17 protein-coding genes are annotated in these 16657 nt (G+C 35.5%); 7 read left to right on the top strand and 10 right to left on the bottom strand.

Going from position 1 to position 16657, the window contains the following annotated elements:
- Positions 1 to 88: 88 nt before the first annotated feature.
- Genes ACOCEA_RS13775 through ACOCEA_RS13765 form a run of 3 tightly spaced genes read left to right on the top strand, consistent with a single transcriptional unit; the run spans position 89 to position 1673 of the window.
- Positions 89 to 853: a sigma-70 RNA polymerase sigma factor region 4 domain-containing protein gene (locus tag ACOCEA_RS13775; RefSeq protein ID WP_420756840.1), complete on the top strand. Its 765-nt coding sequence runs from the start codon at positions 89 to 91 to the stop codon at positions 851 to 853.
- Positions 854 to 874: 21 nt separating this feature from the next.
- A complete protein-coding gene (locus ACOCEA_RS13770; RefSeq protein ID WP_420756839.1) occupies positions 875 to 1273 on the top strand; it encodes a hypothetical protein in 399 nt (132 codons plus the stop codon).
- A gap of 43 nt (positions 1274 to 1316) precedes the next feature.
- On the top strand, positions 1317 to 1673 hold the full coding sequence (locus ACOCEA_RS13765; protein WP_420756838.1) for a hypothetical protein: 357 nt from the start codon (positions 1317 to 1319) through the stop codon (positions 1671 to 1673).
- A gap of 9 nt (positions 1674 to 1682) precedes the next feature.
- Here ACOCEA_RS13765 and ACOCEA_RS13760 read toward each other — a convergent pair whose 3' ends face one another.
- The 5 genes from ACOCEA_RS13760 to ACOCEA_RS13740 form a co-directional block, all read right to left on the bottom strand.
- Complete coding sequence (locus ACOCEA_RS13760) at positions 1683 to 2447, bottom strand: exodeoxyribonuclease III (protein WP_420756837.1); 765 nt, start codon at positions 2445 to 2447, stop codon at positions 1683 to 1685.
- Positions 2448 to 2552: 105 nt separating this feature from the next.
- A complete protein-coding gene (locus ACOCEA_RS13755; protein WP_420756836.1) occupies positions 2553 to 3221 on the bottom strand; it encodes a BON domain-containing protein in 669 nt (222 codons plus the stop codon).
- Positions 3222 to 3375: 154 nt separating this feature from the next.
- On the bottom strand, positions 3376 to 4563 hold the full coding sequence (locus ACOCEA_RS13750) for an acetate/propionate family kinase (protein ID WP_420756835.1): 1188 nt from the start codon (positions 4561 to 4563) through the stop codon (positions 3376 to 3378).
- 38 nt (positions 4564 to 4601) lie between these two features.
- Positions 4602 to 6695, bottom strand: a complete 2094-nt coding sequence (gene pta, locus ACOCEA_RS13745; protein WP_420756834.1) for a phosphate acetyltransferase — start codon at positions 6693 to 6695, stop codon at positions 4602 to 4604.
- A 102-nt stretch (positions 6696 to 6797) separates the two neighbouring features.
- Positions 6798 to 7919: a DUF6920 family protein gene (locus ACOCEA_RS13740; protein WP_420756833.1), complete on the bottom strand. Its 1122-nt coding sequence runs from the start codon at positions 7917 to 7919 to the stop codon at positions 6798 to 6800.
- A gap of 57 nt (positions 7920 to 7976) precedes the next feature.
- Between ACOCEA_RS13740 and ACOCEA_RS13735 the strand changes: the two genes are divergently transcribed.
- Positions 7977 to 8141, top strand: a complete 165-nt coding sequence (locus ACOCEA_RS13735) for a hypothetical protein (RefSeq protein WP_420756832.1) — start codon at positions 7977 to 7979, stop codon at positions 8139 to 8141.
- Here the strand turns inward: ACOCEA_RS13735 and ACOCEA_RS13730 are convergent.
- The 4 genes from ACOCEA_RS13730 to ACOCEA_RS13715 all read right to left on the bottom strand — a co-directional run bounded on the left by ACOCEA_RS13730 (position 8122) and on the right by ACOCEA_RS13715 (position 12517).
- A complete protein-coding gene (locus ACOCEA_RS13730) occupies positions 8122 to 9078 on the bottom strand; it encodes a 1-phosphofructokinase family hexose kinase (RefSeq protein ID WP_420756831.1) in 957 nt (318 codons plus the stop codon). The genes ACOCEA_RS13735 and ACOCEA_RS13730 overlap by 20 nt on opposite strands.
- A gap of 21 nt (positions 9079 to 9099) precedes the next feature.
- On the bottom strand, positions 9100 to 9579 hold the full coding sequence (locus tag ACOCEA_RS13725; RefSeq protein WP_420756830.1) for an NUDIX hydrolase: 480 nt from the start codon (positions 9577 to 9579) through the stop codon (positions 9100 to 9102).
- A gap of 11 nt (positions 9580 to 9590) precedes the next feature.
- Positions 9591 to 11987 carry a phosphoenolpyruvate synthase gene (ppsA, locus tag ACOCEA_RS13720; protein WP_420756829.1) on the bottom strand — a complete coding sequence of 799 codons (2397 nt, stop codon included), beginning with the start codon at positions 11985 to 11987 and terminating at the stop codon, positions 9591 to 9593.
- An 80-nt stretch (positions 11988 to 12067) separates the two neighbouring features.
- Positions 12068 to 12517 (bottom strand): pyridoxamine 5'-phosphate oxidase family protein, encoded by a 450-nt coding sequence (locus tag ACOCEA_RS13715; protein WP_420756828.1) that lies wholly within the window; start codon positions 12515 to 12517, stop codon positions 12068 to 12070.
- A 263-nt stretch (positions 12518 to 12780) separates the two neighbouring features.
- Here ACOCEA_RS13715 and ACOCEA_RS13710 point away from each other — a divergent pair, with 263 nt between their 5' ends.
- Positions 12781 to 13290, top strand: a complete 510-nt coding sequence (locus ACOCEA_RS13710; protein WP_420756827.1) for a nicotinate-nucleotide adenylyltransferase — start codon at positions 12781 to 12783, stop codon at positions 13288 to 13290.
- A gap of 159 nt (positions 13291 to 13449) precedes the next feature.
- Entirely contained in the window at positions 13450 to 13917 is a 468-nt protein-coding gene (locus ACOCEA_RS13705) for an archease (RefSeq protein ID WP_420756826.1), read from the top strand.
- A 95-nt stretch (positions 13918 to 14012) separates the two neighbouring features.
- On the opposite strand, the gene ACOCEA_RS13700 is transcribed toward ACOCEA_RS13705, so the two are convergent.
- Entirely contained in the window at positions 14013 to 15197 is a 1185-nt protein-coding gene (locus tag ACOCEA_RS13700; protein ID WP_420756825.1) for a DUF8173 domain-containing protein, read from the bottom strand.
- Between the two features lie 180 nt (positions 15198 to 15377).
- Between ACOCEA_RS13700 and ACOCEA_RS13695 the strand changes: the two genes are divergently transcribed.
- Positions 15378 to 16586, top strand: coding sequence for an ABC transporter permease (locus ACOCEA_RS13695; protein WP_420756824.1), 1209 nt, complete (start codon positions 15378 to 15380; stop codon positions 16584 to 16586).
- The last annotated feature ends 71 nt before the right edge of the window (positions 16587 to 16657 follow it).

Here is a 16657-nt window from a genome sequence, read left to right as displayed (position 1 = left end):
ACAAATATGTGATCACTGACCTACATCATTTTATTCTTGACCATTAGTTTTCATTTTTGAATTAGACATAACTAATACGCATATTCTAATGAAAGTTATTGTGAAAAATAAGGAGACAAGTACGTTCCATACATTCGTGTCTGATGAATTTGTAAAATTGGAACAACTAAAGAAAGAAGAGAATAAAGTAGCCTTTAATGAACATTTATTAAAGGTAATGCCAGAGGTAGAGCGTTATATAGAAAATAGGTTAAAACGGGAGGTTGCCAACCATAAATTAGATAGGGGGAAATACAAAAAGGATGATTTCATAGACCAATTATATTTACTTGTATATGATAATTTTGATGAAGTTTCCATAGCCAAAGAACTGCATACCTGGTTATTTAAAAAAGCAGATGAACTATTGGAAGATGCTCTAGTGGAAGAGGAGTTCGATACGCTTTTTTTTGATAATATCGATGATTATACCCAATTGGAATGGGAAGGTATGGAAGAGGAATTTAGTGCGGATGGGGATGGTGATTTGATTATGATGGATGAATTGGACGACATCTCATACCAGAAAAAAGAGAATATCCTCAAAAATATTTTTTTGGAAGACAGCGAAGGCGATAGCATCGCAAAAATTAATCAAGAAATTGGTGCTTCTGAACTTCAAAAACATATCAATATGGTCTTATATAAATTACCTACACCGATACAAACCGTGTATGAACTGTTTACGGTTCATCAATTTGATGTATCTGAGATTGCCAAGATTCGAAACAAAACAGAGGAAGAGATTATGGCATTGTTGGAAGCAGCACTTGAAAATTTACAGCTAAGTATTTTAAGCAGGTTTAAGAAATAGAACAAGATTTTAAATAGTATTATGAAAACAAAAACAATCAACCCTAAAACTGAGTTTTTACTTGGTGCAGGCTTAGACGTACTACACGAAGAGAGTAGGGAATGGCAGGATACTGTGGAATTCTGGAAAGATGAAACTAAATTTTTTGCCGATGTATTGGCAAAAAAAGAAGCAACTACGTCAGAATACGGAAAAATGCTAAATGATTTGGACCAAATACATGAAAATCTTTTTGACTATTTGGCCCAGGATATTATTGATCACGAAAAATTACTCTCGCGTTTGGTAAAAGGAGAGAAAGGTTTGGCCGATGGAAGTTATAGGGAACAACATCGAAAATTAAAATCAAGGATAGAACTATTCACAAAGGATTTTAAGAATTTCAAGCATATGGTCTTTGGATACGTGAAAAAGCTTTAATGGCAAATTCTTCATTTCGTAATAGGGCACTAAAAATACTGATATGGAAATTACGCTTTTTACAAAGGATTTTAGGCATTCTGATAGTATTGCCCATTTTATGGATTTCTATTATAGCTTACAATTAAGATATTTGGCTAGCGATCTACTTAATGAGGGTCTGACCCCCAATCAAATTAATGACGCTGTGGTAAAGGCCATGGGTGTTGGTAAATCATCGGGCATGAACCTTTGTCAACACTTTAGACCGGTATTTAGCGGTGTAGATAAAGAAATTATAATTGATTGCAAGTTATCCCATTTAGCTTATGGTCTGGTGGTCTTAAATGCAGATGTTGAGCTTTCCCTTGTAGGTAATTTTCAAGTGAGTGTCCTTGAGGAATTTTTAAGGAGCCAATAGAAAAGCGCGCTACATTACTAACTCAAGACTTATTGGACAATGGTCAGAGCCATAATAATTGGACAGTATTTTAACAGATTTTATTTTATCCTTTAGTTGAGGACTTATCAAAAAATAATCAATGCGCCAACCGGTATTTCGTTCCCTGGACTTAAAACGATAGCTCCAGTAGGTATAGGCCACTTCATTTGGGTGTACATGTCTAAACGTGTCCACAAATCCGGCATTGATAAAGTTATCCATTCCATCAATTTCAATTTGTGTATAACCTGCGGTCTTATTATAGTTTGCCTTGTCGTTTTTTAGATCTATGGCCCTATGTGCAACATTAAAATCCCCACAAGCAATGACCGGCTTAGTTTTTTCTAGGTTTTGTAGGTACTTTAGGAAATCTGCGTCCCATTGTTTTCTATAATCTAAACGGTCTAATTGTTGCCCAGAATTGGGTACATAAACGTTTACCAAATAAAAATTTTCGAACTCTGCGCATACCACACGACCTTCTTCATCATGTTCAATGACACCCATGTCATAAGTAATTTTTAATGGTGGTTTTTTAGTGAGTAGGGCAGTTCCTGAATAGCCTTTTTTATCTGCGGAATTGCAGTGTATTTCATAACCGTTCAAAGGTGCCAAGGCCTTTACCACTTCATCATCTTGTGCTTTTGTCTCCTGTAGACAAAGAATATCGGCCCCTATTTCTTTTATGGATTTAAAAAAATCTTTCTTCACTACGGCCCGTATACCGTTTACGTTCCAAGAAACAATATGCATGAGTTCTCTTTTTAATAATAAAATAAAATTGCCCTGTTGAAATTAATCAAATAAGGGCAATTTTAAAGAAAATCTAGTTTATTATTGTTTGTAATGGACCATTTATCAGGCATATTCTGAATAGTACTGTACTCTTAAATTATTTTTCACCTCAAAAACACCAGGAGCGTTAAAGGCTGCTTTGGCCGCATCTTCTTTTTCTTTAATAGAGTGTACTTTACCACTAAGGGTAATGGTATGGCCATCTACAGAAATATCAATATTGTTGGCATCTATCTCTGCAGCCCGTTCAAACGCCCTTTTTATATTGTTCTTTACCTCAAAGGGCTTCACGTCATTTTGAACTAGTATACTGTTACTTACACCCCTAACCCCAGTTAAGTCTTTTACTGCGTTTTTGGCGGAATCCTTTTGATAGGACCAATTTACCTTACCGGAAAGATAGACCCAGCCATTTTCAACCTTTACCATTACGGTATCATTGGGTACCGATGAATGCCATTGTAATGCATCTATGGCTGCTTTTGCAATCTCAGTATCGGTCTTTTCTAAACTGGAGGCATATTTCACTACGATATCTTCCGCAACGGCTTTTACACCTTGTACTCGCTTGGCGGCTTTTTCCGCTGCCATTTTTTTTGTGTAACTATCTACCTCACCGCTTAGCGTTACCACGCCATTGTCTACGGCAACTCCAATTTTTGTTTCATCTATACTAGGCTCCCATGCCAGTTCGTCTTGCACATCTAACTTAATTTTTGAATCTGTCTTCATGACTTATTGTTTTTTAATTAAAGTTTATGTAGACAAAAGTAGCTTGGTCATAGTACCATGAAAATGATGTACATCAGTGATGTACAGTTTTAACACCTTTGAAGTGAGATATATACAGGTTTAATTTACTAACAGGTATTTGTTCTAAGGATATTTACGAAGTTAGTAGACCATACGCTTGTTTCGCAATTTCCAATTCCTCATTGGTAGGTGTCACCAAAATTTTAACCTTGGATTGTGCTGAATGTATTTGTCGAATTTTACTTGACTTGGACTCATTTTTTTCCATATCAATTACTATCCCGAGATATTCCATTTCGGAACAAACCAGTTTTCTGATCAATGATGAATTTTCACCGATCCCAGCTGTAAATACAATGGCATCAAGTCCGTTCATGGCAGCGGTATATGCCCCTATATATTTTTTAATACGATAGGCGTTCATTTCCAAAGCCAAAATACATTGTGTATTTCCTTTTTCTGCTTCGTTCTGAATATCCCTTAAGTCACTATATCCGGTAAGGCCATACATGCCACTTTTTTTGTCAAGCATTTCTTTTACTTCAGATAACTGATAGCCAAGATTATTTACCAGATAGAAAATTAAAGCATGATCTATGTCCCCACTTCTAGACCCCATAATAAGTCCGTTGGAAGGTGCAAAACCCATACTATGGTCAATACTCTTTCCATTTTTAATTGCGGTAATGCTACACCCGTTACCTAAGTGTATGGTTATTAGCCTTGATTTATTTTGTTTTAGGAATTGAACAGTTTTTTCCGAAACATATTTGTGACTGGTACCATGAAAGCCATACACCTGTATGTCATTTTCCGTGTACAATTTATTGGGAATAGCATATTGTTTGGCAATTTGGGGTATGGTTTGATGAAAAGCGGTATCAAAAATGGCAATTTGCTTTGCCTCTGGAAACATTTTCTCAGATAATTCAATACCTACGAGGTTTACGGGGTTATGTAAAGGGGCAAGAACGGCAAGTTCCTTTATTTTTTGTTTTACGCTATCATTGATCAATGTTGTCTTTGAAAATGAATTGCCACCATGAACTACCCGGTGTGCTACCGCATAAATTTCATTGGTATTTTTAATCACCCCTTTTTCTGGGTCAAGTATTAATTGCGCTATCTTTTGTAGGCCTACTTTATGGTTTGGAATATTTTCAATTTTAGAAATATCAACCTGCTTTGACTTATATCTCAAATTGGCTTTTTCATTTCCGATACGTTCTGCCATACCCTCACAAATTATATTTTCATTGGGCATGGCCAATAATTGATATTTTATTGAGGAGCTACCTACATTAATTATGAGTATGTTCATGCTTTGGTTTAATCTTTTGTTTTTCCAAATGAACTTGTTTAAAGTCCTTGGGCTTGGATGGCAGTTATAATTACGGTATTAAAAATGTCATCTACGGTACAGCCTCTACTTAAATCGTTAACCGGTTTGTTCAATCCCTGTAACATTGGCCCTATGGCCAAAGCACCTGTTTCTCTCTGAACAGCCTTATAGGTATTATTACCAGTGTTAAGGTCGGGAAAAATAAACACGCTAGCCTTACCCGCCACTTCCGAGTCTGGCAGTTTGCTAGATCCTACTTTACTATCTACAGCAGCATCATATTGTATAGGACCTTCAACTTTTAAGTCTGGTCTTTTCTTTTTGATCAATTCAGTGGCTTTGCGTACACGGTCTACATCTTCACCGACGCCTGAGGTACCGGAGGAATAGGACAGCATTGCAATTTTTGGCTCAATACCAAAAGCCTCGCTAGTAGCTGCGGATGAGATAGCTATTTCAGATAACTGTTCTGCCGTAGGATTCGGATTTATTGCACAATCGCCAAATATGGTAACTCTATTTGGCAAACACATAAAGAAAACCGAAGAAACAACAGAAACACCTGGCTTGGTTTTAATAAACTGTAAAGCGGGTCTTATAGTATGTTGTGTAGTGTGCACCGCACCAGAAACCATACCATCTGCATGTCCTTTATAGACCATCATTGTTCCAAAATAGGAGACATCTACCATCAGGTCTTTTGCCATGGCAAGGTTTACATTCTTATGTTTTCGTAACTCAAAAAGAGTAGTGGCATAATCTAAAAAATTTCTGGATCTGATGGGCTCTATTATGTCTATGTCTTTTAGGTCCAGGTCAATATCCAATTCAGATAACTTTGTTTTTATCTGTTTTTTATTTCCTAGTAGGGTGATTTTTACAGCATCGGCATCTATTAATTTTTTAGTGGCCAAAAGGATGCGATCGTCAGTCCCTTCTGGAAGAACAATATGCTTTTTAGAGGATTTGGCCCTTTTCAATAAATTATATTGAAACATACGGGGAGTAATACCTTCTGCCTTAAACGTAATCAGATTTTTCTCCAATTCATTGGTAGGTATATTTTTTTCAAATTCTTGTATTGAAGTAGTTATCTTTTCGGTATTTTCCGCATAAACCCTTGGCTGTATTGCCCCAATGCGATTGGCAACGGAAAACGTGCCACCCTCTACCGTTAGTATGGGGATAATGTCTGATAAGCCTTTGATAAGTTTTATAATGGGTTCTTCGGGTACTAATCCACCAGTTAGAACTATGCCGGCAAGATTGGGATAATTTGCGGAGATATTTGCCTGTAATGCCCCTAAGATTATATCTGCCCTATCCCCTGGGGTAATTACTAAACTATCTTTTTTTAAATGCGTAAGATAATTGCGCAGCTGCATAGCCCCAACACTAAAGCCGTCTACTCGGTTATTAAGAAAATCATTTCCAAACAATACTTCAGCATCTAATGCATTGGCAATTTCTTTAATGGTGGGGCTTCCAAGTACAGGATTTAATGGTATTACACCTACAAGGACATTTGCGGGGAGTTTCTTTTTAAGTCCGTCTTCAACAGCGGAAGTATCTTTTGGAACAACTTTGTTCGCTACACTCAACAATACTTGTACTTCTTTTTCTTTAAAGGAATCATAGGCCAAATATAGATTACCGACAATTTCCGTGACCGATTTATTTTGCCCGCTGGCTATGATAACCGCTGGTATTCCTAAATTTTTGGCAATGATGACGTTTATGTCCCATTCTATAATCGCCCCTTCGCCTGAAAAATCCGTACCCTCTACCAAAACAAAATCAAATTGATCTTCCAATGCCTTGAATTTATGAATGATATGACCAATAATTTCATCATCCTTATCTTGGTTTTTCAGTTGAACAACTTGACTTCGGGTAAAAGCAAAGGCATCTTGTGGTTTTAGATCAATCTCAAAATATGTAAGGATCGTATGGATGTGATTATCTACCTTATTGTTTTCAAGGTCATCTATAATGGGTCTAAAATAACCGACTTTGGCAGTCTTACCCAATAGTAGCTGCATTAGCCCCAAAGAAACAATAGATTTACCGCTATTGGGTTCTGTTGTAGCAATATATATGGCTTTGCTCATGAAAGTTAGGGTTTTGTTCAAAGTAAAAATAAATGATTCTTATACGGATTCCGACTTAATGCTAGAAAACATAGTAAAAGACCATAGGTGGTGCCTATATATTTATTTTAGAATGTTTTTAGCTGTGGGTATTTTTTCTACGTTATAGTTTATTTCTTTAATTTTTAATTTTAACCAAGTCCATTTTCCATTGTCCAAATCCCAATCAGCTTTTAATTCTACTGGAATTTTAATTCCATTTCTTTCCTCTGTTCTTATTGTGGTAACGGTCCATAATTTGGGGCTTTTGTCTTTCAAGTCTTTATAACGCATAGCCGTAAATTTTTGAAAATTACCAATAGTGTCGAAATGGAATATGCCAGAACCTTTGGTTCCGTTAACTTTCATAGTTGCCTTCGCTGAATAGGCATCAATTGGTTCCCAGGAAATTTGAGGGCTTAGGCAAGCGGTTGGAAACCAAACTATTTCTGCTAAATATCGCTGTAGGCTGGCTTGGTTCACTTTTTCGCTGTTTTTTATATCTGCAACCGAAATAAGTGATAAGAGTTTAATTATCATTTCTCCATTACCATTTTCAAATTTATCTCTACCAGTTACATTAAGTATCGAATTTATATGGGCATCAATATTCCAGATAAATGCAGGTGGCTTAACGGTAAAGTACTGTTCAGCCTTTCCAATTTTCCAATGCTTTTGCCCGGTATTCATTTTTAGTTGTATTTCTTGTATTACATGTACACTTGAAATGGGTTTCTTGCCTATTATCCCACTTATGGTTAGCCATTTTTGAACAACCGTTGGTAAGTTTGAAATAGACTGTTTGGAAATGATATTTTGGCTTACGGGTTGTGAATTTTGAAGTATTGTTTTTCTTTCTGACGTAATTTTATTTTGAAAACTATATGCTGAATAGCCTACTATAATCGCCACAAAAATTATAAGGTTCGCTATTGAACCAAATTTGGCTTCAGACCAAAAATTAAAAAGCAAAATCTGTGAAATAATCACAGACAATAGTCCGCACAACCACCAATACCTAGAATTAAGAATAATTAAAATTGAGGTAAGAACAAAAAGAAGAGATGTCAATGCCCAAATTATTCCGTAAAATTTGGAAATAGGTTGGCTAATTGCATTACATTCTGATATGCCAAATGCTTTAAGAAATCCGAATAAATGGATGATACTATGAATTCCGATGAGTATATTTAAAGCTATTCGCATTGTTACAATTGCATGTGGTTCACATGTGAATATTCAGAGATCTTTAAACAAGGGTAAATGATGGGAAGAAGTTTATCGTTCTTATCGAATGGGCTGGATTTGTTTCCCGAGACCAGACCCATTCTCAAAGAACTTGATATAATTACTCTTGGTGTGTCTAAACTATCAAAAGATATTAATTGGAAAAATGATGTAGATCAGTTCAATACACCTCTTTGGTAACCGTGTTTTTTTCCATCCAACGGTAGATCGTTGTTACATCATCTTTACAACATAATTGTGAACTGGGTCTCATTGTTGTTGCACTGCCACATGCAACACCAAATTGCGTCATTTCTATATCTGTCTTATCACTCATTAAACTACTGATCATACCTGCCACCATACTATCTCCTGCACCAATGATACTTGCTTGTGGTACTACAGGAGCCTCAATATATTTTGACAAGTTGGGTGTTACCAAAAGGGCACCCTTTGATCCTAATGAAACCACAATTTTTTTAATAGGATAGGTCTTTATTAGCTTTCGTGTAAGGGGTTCTATGGTTGATGCCGAAATAGAATCTACCTTACATAAGTAAGCCAATTCTGCCAGATTTGGTTTTAGAATTAAAATTGGTGCTTTTATGGCATGTATCAAAGCTGGACCTTTGGTATCTAAAATAAACTTGCCTTTTTTTTCAGCAACTAATTTGCCCACTAGATAATAGAAATTTTCTGGTATACCCGGTGGTAGTTTACCACTTGCTACCAAAAAATCACCTTCATTTAATTGCGCACCAATACGATCTAAGACAAGTTTCCATTCTATTGTATTTACAAAAGGCCCAGGAAGTCCAAACCTGTATTGTAATTGCGTATAGGTGTCGGTAACCGTTAGATTTTCCCTTGTGTTATTTTCTAAACCTATAGGATACTTGCGTATCCTTTCTATGTTCAAAAGCTGATTTAAATGATCACCTATTCTCCCTCCCGAAAGATATATTGCCGTTGAATTAACACCCAAATTAGAAAGGGCACGTGAAACATTGATTCCACCTCCACCAGCGTAATAAAGAGGGGGGGAGCATGGTATTTTTTGATTGGGAACAAAGGTAGGGACATTACATTTTTTATCTACTACCGGGTTGAGTGTAAGTGTAATTATTTTATTTCCCATGTGTAAGAAAGTAATATAGCTCTAGGCCTTAGTAGCTGTTTTATTTTGAATTATGGACGACAATTCGTTAAGAAAACCTTTTTGACCTTCAAGTATTTTCTCTTTTGCTTCCTTTATTTTGAACCATGCTGCCTTATCTATTTCCGGGAATGATTTTTTCCTCCCAGAGTTTGGAGGCCATACCATTTCAAAAGTATTGCTCTTTATTTTTTTTACATCGATGGCTTGATGTAAAGCCCAGGCATGAATTATTTTACCGTTTTTTTGTTTTTGCTTGCTTAATTTTAAAAAATCGCCTTTGGGTTTTATACCTAGTTCTTCTATAGTTTCTCTAATCGCAGCTTGTAACAAGCCTTCATTATGCTCTATTTCACCTTTAGGAATACTCCAAGCACCTTTATCTTTATTGGTCCAAAATGGCCCTCCGGGGTGTACTAAAAGTATTTCCAACGTATTATTATGGAATTTGTAGAACAAAATACCAGCACTTGTTTTTGGCATTTTTAATAGTATTAATTACTGCTTTCAGCACTGCCAACGGTTACAAAGCTCATCTCGGCCTTGTTAATATTTTCAATTCCCTGTAAAATGGCATCAGGATTAAAAGAGATACTATCTATACCTTCCCTAACCAAAAATTTGGCAAATTCCGGAAAATCACTTGGCGCTTGCCCGCAAAGGCCAATTTTAGTATTAGTTTCTTTGGCAGACTTTATGGCCATGGCTATAATCCGTTTGGAAGCCTCATCATTCTCATCATATAATTTTCCCATAATTTCAGAATCACGGTCAATTCCTAAAGTGAGTTGGGTCAGGTCATTGGAACCAATGGAGAAACCATCGAATATTTCAGCAAATTCCCTTGCCATTATGACATTGCTTGGAATTTCTATCATGGTGTATATTTCAAGTCCGTTCTCACCTTGTACAAGCTCATTTAACTTCATTATTTCAATTACCTTTTTGCCTTCGGCAACCGTTCTACAAAATGGCACCATCACTTTTAAATTTTTAAGTCCCATAACATCACGAACTTTTTTTATTGCAGCGCACTCCAAGGCAAACCCATCTTTATAAAGATCGCTGTAGTACCTAGAAGCGCCCCTAAAACCTAACATGGGGTTTTCTTCATGGGGCTCAAATGCCTTACCACCAATAAGATTTGCATATTCATTGGTTTTAAAATCACTTAATCTAACAATGACTTCTTTTGGGTAAAATGCTGCGGCTATCATAGCAATACCTTCTGCAAGCTTATCTATAAAATAGGATTTTTTGTTGGTATATGTTTTGGTGATTTCCTCTATTTGTGCTTTTAATGCAGTATCTTTTAGATAGTTATAGTTGACCAAGGCCATTGGATGAATTTTAACCCAATGGGTTATAATAAACTCCATGCGGAGCAGGCCTACACCATTATTGGGATAATAGGAAAGTTGAAAGGCATTTTCTGGATCGGCGAGTATGAGTTTCACTTCGGTATTGGGCATACGCAAATCACTAAAATCTATTTGTTGTTCTTTAAAGGGAATCTCACCGGCATAAATATATCCAGTTTTACCTTGGGCGCAGGACAAGGTTATTAGGTCATCATTTTTTATTTTATGGGTAGCACCGCCACAACCCACAACAGCTGGTACACCTAGCTCCCGGGCAACTATGGCTGCATGACTAGTTCTACCACCTTTGTTGGTTACAATTCCACCTGCTTTTTTTAATAAGGGATCCCAGTCCGGGGTAATGGTATCGGTTACTATTATGGTATCGTCATTTAAATCCAATGCCTCTTTTGGACTATTTAAGACCTTAGCCTTACCCACTTTTATTTTGGAACCAACTGCATTGCCCTCCACCAAAACAGTACCTTTTTTAGTAATGGTATAAGCAGTGAATATATTTTTATTTTTTATCTGATGCACTGTTTCAGGTCTTGCCTGTATAATGAAAAGCGCATTGGTATTACCATCCTTGGCCCATTCAATATCCATTGGTTTTTGGTAATGTTCCTCAATAAGTACGGCCCACTTACTTAATAAGATGATTTCTTCATCGGATAAAATAAATTTTTGCTGCTGCTCTAAGGGTGTAGCTTGGTTAATAGTCCTGTTTTCATCTTCGATGGAACCATATACCATGGTCAATTTCTTATCGCCCAATTTTTTTTGAAGAATGGGAAAGTGACCATTTTGTAAGCTGGGTTTAAATACATAGAACTCATCTGGATTAACTACACCTTGAACAATATTTTCCCCTAAACCCCATACACCAGATAAAAGCAATACATTTTCAAAACCAGATTCAGGTTCAATAGTAAAACCAACACCAGAGCAACCTTTATCTGCCCTTACCATCAACTGTATGCCTACGGAAAGTGCAATATTGGAATGTTTAAAACCTTTATCTTCCCTATATTTAATTGCCCTATCGGTATAAAGAGAAGCAAAACATTTTTTCACGGCCTCTAGAACCGCATTTTTACCCTTAATGTTTAAAAAAGTATCATGTTGGCCTGCAAAACTGGCATCTGGAAGGTCTTCTGCAGTAGCACTACTACGTACCGCTACATTTGCTTCTGCACCCTCTTGTAAATTTTCATATGAAGTTAGAATTGCTTTTTCTAAAGATGGGGATAGGTTAGCATTAAGAATTAGACTTCTTGCACGTTCTCCAATAAGATTTAAGTTTGAATATTCTAATCTATCCAATCCAGAAATTATATTTTCCAATGGCTGCTGAATGTTGTTTTCTTTTAAAAACTTCCAAAAGGCGGTAGATGTAGTGGCAAAACCGTCTGGAATGCGAATTCCCTTAGAAGTTAATTGGGTAAACATTTCGCCTAATGAGGCATTTTTACCGCCCACAATAGAGATATCCTGGATACCTATTTCATTAAATTTTTTAACCAACATAATATCCGTTTAGTGTAATACTAAAAGTAAATGTTGATTAAAATAAAGCCTATGATATAGATCAGTTACCTTTCTAAACGCTATTTCCGCTGTTTTCCTTTAATCTCAGAAATATTAATGCGGTAAACGATAGGGGTAGTATCCGTATTCAACTTGCTAGAAAATTCACTTATGAATTGTGGACTAAGGTACTCTTTTTTTTGAATTATTTTTTTAACACCTTCAGAAAATTCGTGCAGTAAATGTTTGGCATCTATACCACTCATTTCTTCATAGTCACCATAGAGTAAAACTGATTTCCATTTGTCTAACGATATAATTTCATCTACCTGAAATGATACGGAACCATTTTGACGCATGGCTTTAATTTTACCTCCATCACCAGAATAGGTTATTATGCTATTCTTTTTTTTGTCATAATAATAGGTGATAGGTAAGATTTCAGGATGGCCAGCTGATATAAACGCCAAGCGTCCAATATAATTGTTCTCTAAAAGTTGCAAGCAATCTTTTTTGGTCAAGTCTGTCATGGTAAAAAAATTAATATTGGTATTAGACTAATAATGTATTGTTGAAAGTAATAAATAGCATTCATTGAACACTTATAATACTCAAATTAATTCTTCACTGTTTATCAAAATATGATAATGGTCAGTTCTGTAGATGTAGTGTTTTCTAGAAGGGACACAACTGATCTAGGTCATTGTAACGACTGGTTAATCAAGATAATTTAGTATTCAAATACTATATAGTGTTTTCTAAAAAACGCATTAATTAATTTAAATATTGAGACATGAAAAAAGTAATATTTGGTTTATTTTTTCTTGGACTGACCATCCAAACGTATGCCCAGATAATAAAGACCGAAGAACTTTCTGAAGTAACTGTGGTAGCAACAAATTATAAGTATCTGAATGATGTTAACAGTGAAGAAGTAGCTTCTTTACCTGTTGAATTGTTAGAGCGCAAAGTGGCTGGATATGATGTTAAAAGTTCAGATTTTTATCAAGATGATTATGATTTATATAACATCACATTTTATATACCCCAGGGTAAGATTCTTGCTGCATATGATAAGGATGGAAAATTGATCCGCACTGCAGAAAGGTTTAAGGATATCAATTTACCAATGGCTGTTAAAAAAGCAGTTTTGGATAAATACCCAAATTGGACCATTACCAAAGATATTTATTTGGTAAATTATAAGGATAACAGAGGTTCCAAAAAAACGTATAAGTTGAAACTGGAAAACGGGGATGAAGTTATCCGTGTTAAACTAGATGAAACTGGAGAATTTATGTAAGGTGAAGAAAACAATTATCTGTAGTAGCCCCACAACATATTGGGTTAAATAGGATTTTGAGTTGAAGGATTATTTAGCTTGAAAAAGGGTATCGCAGAATTTGGGTAAGCTCAGGTTTGGTGATATCCTTTTTTATCAATATAAAAACAAACAAGTATAATGGAAAATCATACCAAACCTAGAAAAATAAGCTGGAAACCCCGATCTGGAATTAATAAATCGAATACTGTTGCTGTAAAAAATAAGGAGATTATTGGTAGTACTTTCCAAAATTTATTTGAAAAGTCACTTAAACAAATGAGTAAAATATTGAAACCGGGTGCATGCGATGAATTACGTCATTCAAATTGTGTTATGGAGGTTACGGTCAATGGGGATACTCCAGAGGAATTAATGGTAAATTTCCTTAATAGAATACTGAAATGGACCTATTTGCACCAAACCATTTTCTGTTACATGAATGTAAAGGAACTTACCGATAGTACCCTTGTGGCCCAAGTTTTTGGTGTTTGGTACCATGCTCTTGATCAAAAAATAAAACATATTAAAAATTATGGTTTTACGAGATATCGGAATGTAAACGGAATATGGAAAAGTACTATTGTTTTAGAATTTGAAATGGATTAATCCCTTTCCCTAAATTGTCATTTCGTACCATTTGTATTCATAAAAAGTAATCAATATTCGCATTAATATACTTCCAATAAGCGTTTCCAAACAGGTTAGGTAACCTTAACTTTTCTGATTAGTTTTCCTTTGAATAAAGTATAAGCTACCAAACCGTACCCTAGTGCAATAACCGATATGGTAATTAGGGCTCCCAAAAATGGTATAAAAGTCAATAAACGAATTCCGGCAGCTATTAAAAGAGCAAACAATGAAATTTTCCAGTAACCCCATTTTTTACCAGGTGTTTGTGCTAAATAATGGCTTAACAATAGACTGGTTACTAAATGGCCAAAAAGAAGGCTAAAAATATAAATGGAGCCCAAAAATAGTCCAACAGGAATACCAATAATCATTAAAAACGTAATGATAATCACAATAGGTATTCCAAAAATATAGATTAATCCATAGCCAAGACTTTTAAAGAATTGTGTATTTAAATTACTGGCTGCCGTTGCGAAAAAATGCTGAAATGCCCAATTCAATAATAAGAGGGCCAATAAGGCAGAAAAAAGATAAAAGACCCAAACCCCAAATGCTAGAACGCCAAAACCCTTCCAGGTAAAATCATCACGTTCTGCCATCAATGATTTGTCAAGGGTAGCAGAAGCATTGATCAAGGAGTTTCCAAAATCTACCTCACCATTGTTAGACCAATAGGTGACATCATCATAAAATTTGGCAGTTTCACCAATATGGATATCCTCTCCCACAATTTTAGATGAGCCATTAATAATTCCATTTATAGTGATATCCTCTCCATAAAGCTCAGTTTCCTTATTAATGTTACCGTTGATCTCTATATTGCCGGCGTATGATTTTACCATACCTTTTACGGTACCATTCATCCTAATATCACCAGAAAAATTAATAAGGTTTCCGTTAATTACTGTGTTGTCTGTAATATATACTTCACCACCTGCAATAATAACGTCATCACCCACTTCTGTATCTATCGTCAAGGTACCACCTGCAGCACGTATATCATCAGAAACATAACCAGTAATGATTATTTCACCACCAGCAACCAGAAGGTCTTGATAAACCGTATCCCTTACACTAACGTTACCGCCTGCTATAACCATGTCACCATTGATAGGTGCTTCCGATCTTACGTTTTCACCAGCTAAATAAGTATCATCGTCCTGCCTATCCGTTAATGTGACGTTTGTTTTGTCTTTTTGCTGGGCAAAAGAAACTATGGACAGTAATAGACAGAAATAAAGTAGATGTGCTTTCATTTTCGTTTGTTTTATTGACTAATTCCGTAAAGGAATTAATTATCAGTATGTTACGAAATGATTTACATCAGCATAGTGAATACCATAGTATTCAACCTATATGATTTTTCTCATATGATGTAGGCACCTAGTTTGTTTAATTTGTGAAGTAGTGATAAACTAAATTTAATTGCAAAAGTCTTGATCAATTGGAAAGTAATATTGAACATTGCTAAAACGCATTTGCTTACTAAGCTAAAGAGCACGGTAACTGCATCCTTGGGTGTTACTTTTGGTATTGGTGCCTATATTACTTTGGTAAGTTTTATGACGGGTTTAAATGAAATGTTAGATGACCTTGTATTGAACCAAACTCCCCATGTCCATATTTATAATGAAATAGAACCTTCTAAAAATCAGCCTATTAAATTATTTCCTGAATTTACCAATGCTTTTAATGTAGTACATTCCATAAAACCAAAACGAAGTCAAAAAAAAATTCATAATGCCCTACCCATATTAAATTATTTAAAAAAACACGAAAATGTTAGAGGCGCGGTACCCCAATTACGAGCCCAGATTTTTTACATTTCTGGTTCTATAGAGCTTGGAGGCAACCTAGTGGGGGTTGATATAATGGAAGAGGTGAGACTTTCAAATATAAAGGACAATATTATAGAGGGTTCACCAGAGGATTTAAATAATAATGATAACGGTATTTTATTAGGTTCTGGCCTTGCAAAAAAAATGTCTTTGTCCATTGTTGATCGTGTACAGATTAGTACAGTTAAAGGGGGCATTTTTCCATTAAAGATTGTTGGAATCTATCAGAGTGGTATTGCAGAAATAGATAATATCCAAAGTTTTGCTAATCTTAAAACGGTGCAACGTATTTTGGGAGAAGTCCAAAACTACATTACAGATATTAATGTTAAACTTTATGATATTGAGAAAGCCGTAGCTATGGCTGCAGTATTGGAAAAACAATTTGATGTTAAAGCTACTGATATCAAAGAGGCCAATGCCCAATTTGAAACAGGTTCCAATATTCGAAATTTAATTACCTATGCCGTTTCCATTACCTTGCTGATTGTGGCAGGCTTTGGTATCTATAATATTTTGAATATGCTTATCTATGAAAAAATGAAAGATATAGCTATTTTAAAAGCAACGGGATTTTCCGGTACCGATGTACAACTTATTTTTATGAGCCAAGCTGTGATAATTGGCCTCGTAGGTGGATTTCTGGGATTGATTATTGGTTATGGTCTTTCAGTATTAATTGATAATACTCCTTTTGAAACTGATGCCCTGCCAACCATTACCACGTATCCCGTTAATTATAACCCGTTATATTATCTCATGACCCGTCCTGAAATAAGGCTACATAATTTTAAACATTATGTATAGAAATGACAAAGTGATCAGACGGTATTCAGAACCTTTTAAACTGAAAATTTTAGACGAAATTACAACGGGCA

The organism is Maribacter luteocoastalis (assembly GCF_048890225.1).
GTDB classification, from domain to species: domain Bacteria; phylum Bacteroidota; class Bacteroidia; order Flavobacteriales; family Flavobacteriaceae; genus Maribacter; species Maribacter luteocoastalis.
Note: the sequence above shows the minus strand (reverse complement) of the source record. Positions and strands in the feature narration are given on the sequence as shown.